Source organism: Microcoleus sp. bin48.metabat.b7b8b9.023 (assembly GCF_013299185.1).
In the GTDB taxonomy this organism is placed as follows: domain Bacteria; phylum Cyanobacteriota; class Cyanobacteriia; order Cyanobacteriales; family Microcoleaceae; genus Microcoleus.
This window is the reverse complement of sequence record NZ_JAAFKG010000108.1, coordinates 1-8,412: the sequence shown is the minus strand read 5'-3', so window position 1 is coordinate 8,412 and position 8,412 is coordinate 1. Positions and strand designations below refer to the sequence as shown.

5 protein-coding genes and 1 pseudogene are annotated in these 8,412 nt (G+C 45.3%); 5 read left to right on the top strand and 1 reads right to left on the bottom strand.

Annotated elements, in window-relative coordinates:
- Window positions 1-709 precede the first annotated feature (709 nt).
- Window positions 710-1,700: pseudogene (locus QZW82_RS31635) on the bottom strand (transposase); the annotation flags it as partial.
- Between the two features lie 838 nt (window positions 1,701-2,538).
- On the opposite strand from QZW82_RS31635, the gene QZW82_RS31630 reads away from it, so the two are divergent.
- From QZW82_RS31630 to QZW82_RS31610, 5 genes are all read left to right on the top strand, one after another.
- Entirely contained in the window at window positions 2,539-3,663 is a 1,125-nt protein-coding gene (locus QZW82_RS31630; RefSeq protein WP_293158192.1) for a hypothetical protein, read from the top strand.
- Between the two features lie 743 nt (window positions 3,664-4,406).
- Window positions 4,407-4,682, top strand: a complete 276-nt coding sequence (locus tag QZW82_RS31625) for a hypothetical protein (protein ID WP_293158189.1) — start codon at window positions 4,407-4,409, stop codon at window positions 4,680-4,682.
- Window positions 4,675-5,016, top strand: coding sequence for a type II toxin-antitoxin system PemK/MazF family toxin (locus tag QZW82_RS31620; RefSeq protein ID WP_293158186.1), 342 nt, complete (start codon window positions 4,675-4,677; stop codon window positions 5,014-5,016). Before QZW82_RS31625 ends, QZW82_RS31620 begins: the two co-directional genes overlap by 8 nt.
- 64 nt (window positions 5,017-5,080) lie before the next feature.
- Complete coding sequence (locus QZW82_RS31615) at window positions 5,081-8,200, top strand: AAA family ATPase (RefSeq protein WP_293158183.1); 3,120 nt, start codon at window positions 5,081-5,083, stop codon at window positions 8,198-8,200.
- Between the two features lie 32 nt (window positions 8,201-8,232).
- The coding region (locus tag QZW82_RS31610) for a hypothetical protein (RefSeq protein ID WP_293158180.1) at window positions 8,233-8,412 on the top strand (180 nt) is incomplete at its 3' end.

Here is an 8,412-nt window from a genome sequence, read left to right as displayed (position 1 = left end):
TGAAGCTTATAATAGTCATTCATCGCCCGAGACATTCGTGTTTTCCATGACCTCTTATAAACGCCGTGAATTCAATAGGCATATACTTTACACCTTTATTGATAAGTTAGATTTAGACCGGAATTTATAGCGGTTATCAGAAAGATTCGCGGACGTTGTTGGGATGCGAGCCCTCTGAGTTTACTGGTTTTGCAAACTGTCTGTTATACCTCATCTTTTTGAGAAAGGCTATAATTTTAAATCACCCTAACCTTCCATCAGTCCTATCCTATGGTACTCTCGCGGCTTAAAAACTGTCCGAAGTATTGCCCTAGGTTAGATTGATTGTTCCTTTAGGTGGAGCCACTTTAACTACTGGATTCCCTGGACTCTTGCCGATATCATCCTATTATTCGGCGGGAATAAACTCCAGTGAAGTCGGAATTAATGGTCTGTGTCCCGCTCAGAGGTAAGTTACTTTTCTAGGCTCTATTTCACCGTTGGAACTCCCCATTAACGCCAGTGTCACCTCACATTAGATGTCTGGTTGCGTCCTGTTAAGAGCTTCACTCTCCAAGAATCGAGCTTGGTCGGTGTGGGCAGATAGGGAGTCATACCTGAGTCTGGCAGAAGGGACTTGCACCCTTATCAGACCGAGAGTTCAGCCTTGTGGCTGGAAACGTTATGTACGGACTGATTACCGTGATTCACGTTTCAACGAATCGCACTAGGATTCCTCTTGCTCTATTACCTTTATTCCGACCAATTCAGCTTTGTATTTCAACATTTCAATTAGCCGAGCATGAGGAATGCTGACAAAGTTTTGATTGTTTTTTTGCCTATATTAATCTCGTTTTGACCTTGTAAGTTTTTACCAATTACTAGCGTCATAATCTCTTGTGATGCCAGCAGATTGATAATCTGCCGACTCGTGTGGTGCAAGTAATTATCAACTTTTTGATGGCGGCAACGAGTCAGGCGTTGAATCCGTGATGAAGTTTGGCGGTTTCCTTTTAATTGAGATTGCAGTTGTGCCTTGCGCTTGTTGTAGAATTGATTAATTGATTTCAGTGGTCGCCCGTTAATCAGTAATGGGACAAATCCCGGCTGATTTGAAGTTAGCGCGACTAAGTTATTCAATCCTAAATCTATACTAGCTACTAATTCTTTCTGGTTTTCGACGGTGGACTCCGGCTGGGTACAGGCATTGTAAATTACCTCAATTACACAGGAATCACATTTTGGCACTAATCTAATTTGACAAATTTGCTCTGGTTTGACCCCGGTTTTAATTAAAATATTAGTACCGGACAGCTTGATAATTCCTTTCTTTAGTTGCTTGCTACTAATGGCTTGAATCGTATAAACTAGAATATTCCGACCCTTGACTTTATCTTTGTACTTTGGTAATTTCGGGCGGCCGCTGAATCTAGTGGGGTTATTTTTGTAAGCTTTGACTGCTTCAAAAAAGACTTCCAATTTTTGTCTAATATCATTAATATTTGTTGACTTACCTTGGCTGGTAATTCTTTTTATGCTTGATGAGATTTCATCAAACGGTTCATTTCGTTGTAATTGATATAACCCCATCCGTAGACAAAACTCTGACGGATAATATAGTTAGCAGCATTATACAAATTTTTGGATTTAAAGGCTAGTACATCTATTTCAATAAAACGGTGTTCGGTGGATTTAATGATATGCCTCTCTGCTAGTTGCATTTAGACTCTCCATTTTTTAACGCTCGCAATAATTCTCACTTGTTGACTTTCTGACTAGATGATACTACCATTGCTTACTCTTGCTTAGAAACTTAATGAAGTTTTATAACACTGAGCGAAAGCTAAGTCTAAACTTTACTAAGACATTGAATTTTCCACAATCATTAATAATGTTTAATAATTTTGACACGATCGAGCTACGACTGTTTGTAGGATCAATGATATTCTACATGACTTGTCCGGAACTGTGCAGGAGCCGTAGCTTGCGGGGCGGGACGCCATCGCCCTCACCCAACTGCCCCAATTTAGACCCCCGAGTTCCCTAAACAGTTGTCAAACCTTGCTTTATCTTCGTTTCGAGCCGGGGCGCCCTCACGCAGGCGGATTTTTCCACTGTGGCGGCGGGTGCAGCGAGCTCGCGTACAGCATTGTAGAATGCTCTGCGCCCCCGATCGACTTCCAGCTCCCAAATTCAATCCTGCAAGTAAATCTAAAAATCTAAAATCTAAAATCTAAAATCTAAAATCGACTGACTGATGAAGCTCGTGGTTTCGAGGTTGTTTGCAGTTGCTTTTTTCGAGCAAAAGTGGTATAAGCACCATCAAGAGTGAACTCTCCCCTAGGATTGATTTTTAGCGGCTCGAACTGTAAATTAAAATTAGTCGATCGACTAGCCTTCGGTTCTTGAATCTAATCAGCAGAGAGAGTTGACTCCTCAAGCGTTAAGTGGCAATCTAGGAACAACACAACTCATATTTGTGTCATTTTTCAGCAAAGGTCTCAACTAGAGCCCTCAAACACTTACACTTTTAACACACCATTCATTGAGGAGTGTCTTATGAATAGTCTATTTTCCAAGTCTACTTTTGCGTTAATAAATCTTGCAGCTTTAGCAGTTTGTTGCAGTACCATGTCAGCGAAAGCTGAAACTGGCAACTTGCCCGATATCGCTACAACCGCAAATGCGACAGCTCAAAATATTGACCAAATTTCTGAGCCTGCGGCAACTTCAGCAGTGAAAGCTGATGCGGAAACAACAGCTAGCAATACAAAAATTGATTCTATCAGTTCGATCGAACTAACACCAGCAGCAGAGCCAGCAGCCTCCGCACCGGCAGCCAACTCGGAAGCATCTGCGACAGCACCAGCAGAATCCACAGCAGCAACATCACAAGTTGCTGTCCCAGCAACTGAGCAAAATACACCTACATCCATTGCTGCTGAAACCGAAAAATCCGCAGAAACAGCTAAAATTGCTGAGAATAGCGTTGAAACTCCGCAAAAATCCCAGATTGTTGCCGAAAAGATCGATCGACCTACCTCAATTATTGCCGATCGACCTAATTCGGAACTGACAGCATCAAAGGAAGAAAAAGAAGTCAAAACAACACAAGAAGTGTTGAGCAACCCTGTCAGCACTTCCGCCTCAGCCCTGACGAACCAACCGAAAGTTGCCCAGAAACCGGCAACAGCCTCAGACAAACCTCAGATATTGGCTCAACCGGGCGGTACAACCGTCAGACCGGGCAGAGCTACCCGTTCAGGGCCCAGCTACATTGGTATTGGCGGTAACATCGGTTTTGGCGGAGATTCAGCCCTAGGCGACACTTCTTTTGCGATTCTTAGCAAAATTGGTTTGACGAACAATTTCTCGGTGAGACCGAGTGTTTTGTTCCGCGACAATGTAACTGTTCTAGTTCCAGTCACCTACGATTTTGTATCTAAAGAGGCCGTCGAAGTCAGCGATGATTTTGTGATTACGGCTGCTCCTTATTTAGGTGCTGGCGTAGCATTTTCTACCGGCGATGACGGTAATTTTGGCTTCCTGATTTCGGGAGGTATAGATGTGCCACTGTCGAGCAATTTTACAGCCACAGCAGGACTGAATATTGGTTTTCTCGACGGAACTGACGTGGGATTGTTACTAGGTGTTGGCTATACGTTCCCGAATATTGCCAGATAGTTTTGCTGTTTGAGCAAACGCAGAACAATTAAATAAGTGCGGGGTTGGCTGTAGGAATACAGTCAACCTTTTTTGATGGTAAAAAATCTCAAGCAACCAAGGATATGGCAATTTGGAGGACATGACAATACCGTTTCCTTACCTTCGGAGGGCGTGGCAATTTGGAGGAGACTTAAGAAATGAGAGTTAAATAACTTACAAATTAATGGTGATTGTGGGATGGGCGTCCCGCCCGTCCAGAAAGAACGGGTTCTTTGGGCCCATCCCACTTTCAAGAGTGTAAATTATTTAATTTGCGATCCATACTTGAAAATCTCAAGGGTGCATCTGGTTTTTGAAGAGGGCGAAGCATGACCGCATATAAGTTATTAGTTATCATCTTATATTCATAGCGGTCATGCTTCGCCCCTACGGATATATTTGCTCGATCGCAGATGCACCCAATCTCAACAACTATCCGTAAAGTCGAGGGTGCATCTCATTTTTGAAAATATACTCGTAGGGGCTCTCGCATTTCGGCAGTAAATCTCTGATTATCACTCATAAATTATGTGCCGAAATGCTTCGCCCTTGCCACAATGAGATGCACCCAAGGTCGATCGCACTTACAAGAAAAAGCTATTCGGAGGACACGGAAATTCGCAGGACGAGATGAAAATTGAAGTGCGGTCGCCGAGATGGATTTTCCTCAAAGATATAATGATGCTTAGATCGTAGTTTCTCACCAAACACCCGAAAAAATCATGACCAAAACAGAAATCTTAGCAGCACTCAAAAATCTGACAGCAGAAGAACGCCTAGAAATCATCGAAACAGCTTCGCGGATGATGCGTGAAGAAATAGAACAAAAAGCCCAGCGCAAAGCTGAGAGAAAGCTCAGACTCAGAGCCGCAGCAGAAGCAGCCGTCAAGGATTATATGCCGGGAGGTGCTTTACATGATTTGTGGTCGCCAGACAGCGAACCATATTTTGAATCCGAGGAAGAATACCTAAACGCTGGGATAAAAACTAATGCGTAGAGGCGAAATCTGGCTGGTTACACTTGAGCCTACTGTTGGCGCAGAAATCGGCAAAACCCGTCCCGCAGTTATTGTCAGCGATGAGACGGTGGGAATTTTACTGCTTGAAGTTATTGTCCCCATCACTGACTGGAAAGACCGATATGCAGAGAGAAATTGGATGGTTCGACTAGAACCAAGCGGCGAAAATGGCTTGATTAAAGTCTCAGCAGCCGACACTTTTCAAGTCCGTTCCGTTTCCCAACAAAGATTTGTCCGACAACTCGGAAGCCTTTCGGAGACATTTATGGAAGAAATTGCAGATGCACTCACAATTGTTTTGGATCTGGATTGAATAACTAGCCAACAGCACACAAATAGTGTTATTTATAGATAGATTGTCTGGCGCGATGGCCTAAATGATTCCGATACAACTTACACTCAAAAATTTTCTCAGCTATCGCGAAGCTGCTTTAGACTTTCGCGGCTTGCACACTGCTTGCATTTGCGGGCCTAACGGTGCTGGTAAATCTTCTCTCCTAGAGGCGATCGCCTGGTCGCTGTGGGGCAGTTGTCGCAGCGATACAGAAGACGATATCATCCATATCGGCGAAATTGATGTCCGAGTTGATTTCACTTTCTCCACGGGCGGCCAAATCTACCGGGTGATTCGCAACCGCCGGCGCGGACAATCGGGAAGTTTGGAATTTCAAGTTAGCTTGAATTCTGCTGCAACTCAGGATGGACTGAGTTTTCGGACTCTCACTGACAAGGGGCTGAGAAATACTCAGCAGAAAATTCTCGAACATATCAAGCTAGATTACGATACTTTTATTAACTCGGCCTATTTGCGGCAGGGGCGTGCTGATGAGTTTATGCTCAAAAAGCCGATCGAGCGCAAGCAAGTTTTAGCCAACCTCCTCAAGCTCGATCGATACGACACTTTATCCGAACAAGCCAAGGAAAAAGCCAGAGATTTTAAAGCCAAAGTCGAAGTCCTCAAACACGGCTTGCAGACAACCCAAGAGCAACTGCAACAAAGTCAAGCGATCGCATCCGAACAAATTCAATTGCAGCAAGCAACCGATTTGCTTCAACAGCAGCAGCAAGCCGATACAGCAAGTTTGCAGCAACTGCAACTCCAGCACCACAACCGCCAAACTTGGCAAAAACTCCTCGCCGGCCACCAGCAACAACACTACAATATCTCTCAAGAATGCCGCCGCTTGCAGCAAGAACTCGCAGCCGCCAAGCAGCAGCAACACGAGCTGCAAGCCCTGCTCGCCCAAGAAAATGAAATAACAGCAGGAATTGCCTATTTTCAGAGTTTACAAGCCACAGAAGAGACGCAGGCTGGAAAATTCAAAGCTCACCAACAAGCGCAAAATCAGCGCCAAAACTTGCAAGAACAGCAACGGCAAGAATTGAGCCTTTTGCAAAACAAAATTCAGCAGTTGCAAGCTCAATTAGATGTCTTAGAACAAGATGAAAAAGATGTTTTAGATGTTCTCAAGCAGCAGCCGGAGGTTGACAAAGGACTCGCACAGTTGCAAGCAGCCCGATCGCGCCTTAACGAACTAGAACAACTCCAACTGCAAGTTTCGCCGCTACTCCAACAGCAGCAGCAGGCACAAACTAAGCTCGATCGCGCCCATGCCGGTTTAACCGCCCGCTTAGCCGAAATCAACCGACAGGTGCAAGTTCAGCAAAAGCATCGACAGCCACAATTGCAGCAGGAAATCTCGGCCATCGCCCATCAAATTGTCCAGTTGGAAAACAAGCGAGTTTATCAGGAACGAGTCCGCGAAAAAGGCCAAGAAAGGCACAGCTTTCTAGAAAATCTGCAAGCTAAAAGCCGCGACTATCAAACCCGACTCGCCGAAATTGACCAAAAACTGCAACTGTTGCGGAAAAATGAAGCAGAAACCAGCGCGGGGGAAGGTAAAGCTGCCGAGTTTGCCGAAACTCAGGAAGTTAATTCGCCTTTGATTGTGCGGGATGCAAATTTTGGAAATTGTCCTTTGTGCGATCGACCTTTAGACGAACACTACTGGAATTTGGTAGTCACCAAACACCACTCCCAACAGCAGGAAATCTGGAATCAACTGTGGGTTGTTCGCGAACAGTTAGCAGTTTCCGAGCGCGAAATTCAAGTCCTCAGACACGAATACCGCGAACTAGAACAGGAATTAGCACCTTACCAAGAATTGCGGGAACGCCGCAGCCATTTGCAAGCTCAATTGGATGGCCTGGGCCAAGATGAAACTCGACTGCAAAGTATGCGTCAAGATGCTGCCCAAATCGAGCGGTTGTTGCGTACTGGCGAGTATGGATCTGATGATTTGAGGGAACTTCAGCAAATTGAACAGCAACTGCAACAGCTCAATTATAGCGATCGCAGTCACTCCCTCGCCCGCAGCGATGAAAAGCGTTTGCGCTGGGCGGAAATTAAGCAAGCTCAAATCAAAGACGCTCAGCAGAAACTTAATAAAATTAACAGCCGCCGCCCGGATTTGCAGGCTCAATTAGCCGCCGTACAGCAACAGTTTGAACAGCAAAAAAATAGCTCGGAAATTCAGCAGCAAATTCTGTCTTTAAATAGATATATCGCGGAAGTTGGCTATAACTTGGAACAGCACGAACACGTCCGTAGCGAAATGCGTAAAACGCAATTTTGGATCGCCCGTGCTGAAAAATTGCGATCGGCAACTCAGCAATTCCCGCAAGTGCAGCAGCGGGTTAATGAAATCGCCAATTCGATCGCCGTGCGCGATCGCGATTTGCAAGCTGTCACCGCTCAAACTGCCGCGATGAACCAGCAGTTGCAAGAACATCCAGATCCGACTACTCAAATAAGTGCGATCGAACAACAAATGAGCCGCCGCCGCCAGCAGCTAGACCAACATTTGGGAAATCTCGGACGCCTCCAACAACAGCAGCAAAATCTGGAAGCTTTGCAAGTTCACCTTGTCGCTCAAAAAGAGCAAATTCAGGTTGCTAAACGCCAATACAAAGTTTATCAAGAGTTGGGTCAAGCCTTTGGCAAGAACGGGATTCAAGCTTTAATGATTGAAAATGTTTTGCCTCAATTGGAAGCTGAAACTAATCAGATATTGTCGAGATTGAGCGCCAATCAGTTGCACGTACAATTTATTACTCAGCGGGCGGCGGCTTCTAAAAAAGCTACTAAATTGATTGACACTTTAGACATTCTCATTGCTGATGCTCGCGGTACTCGTCCCTATGAAACTTACTCGGGTGGCGAAGCTTTTCGGATTAACTTTGCGATTCGGCTGGCGCTGGCGAGATTGCTGTCTCAGCGGGCGGGTACGGCTTTGCAAATGTTGATTATTGATGAGGGGTTTGGGACTCAGGATGCGGAGGGGTGCGATCGCCTAATTGCTGCCATTAATGCGATCGCCTCTGACTTCGCCTGCATCCTCACCGTTACCCATATGCCGCACCTTAAAGAAGCTTTTCAAGCCAGGATTGAAGTAACCAAAACTGCTCAGGGTTCTAGCCTGGCCTTGTCAATCTAGATAGATTATTCGATTTTCGATTTTTGTTCGTAGTGCGGACTTCAGTCCGCTTTCCGGTGGCGGACTTTAGTCCGCACTACAAACCGTTTTTGTTCGTAGTGCGGACTTCAGTCCGCTTTCCGGTGGCGGACTTTAGTCCGCACTACAAACCGTTTTTGTTCGTAGTGCGGACTTCAGTCCGCTTTCCGGTGGCGGACTTTAGTCCGCACTAC

Bases quoted from the DNA above. Each gene is read 5' to 3' on its own strand.
- QZW82_RS31630 (WP_293158192.1), top strand. From the start codon at position 2,539: ATGAATAGTCTATTTTCCAAGTCTACTTTTGCGTTAATAAATCTTGCA.
- QZW82_RS31625 (WP_293158189.1), top strand. From the start codon at position 4,407: ATGACCAAAACAGAAATCTTAGCAGCACTCAAAAATCTGACAGCAGAA.
- QZW82_RS31620 (WP_293158186.1), top strand. From the start codon at position 4,675: ATGCGTAGAGGCGAAATCTGGCTGGTTACACTTGAGCCTACTGTTGGC.
- QZW82_RS31615 (WP_293158183.1), top strand. From the start codon at position 5,081: ATGATTCCGATACAACTTACACTCAAAAATTTTCTCAGCTATCGCGAA.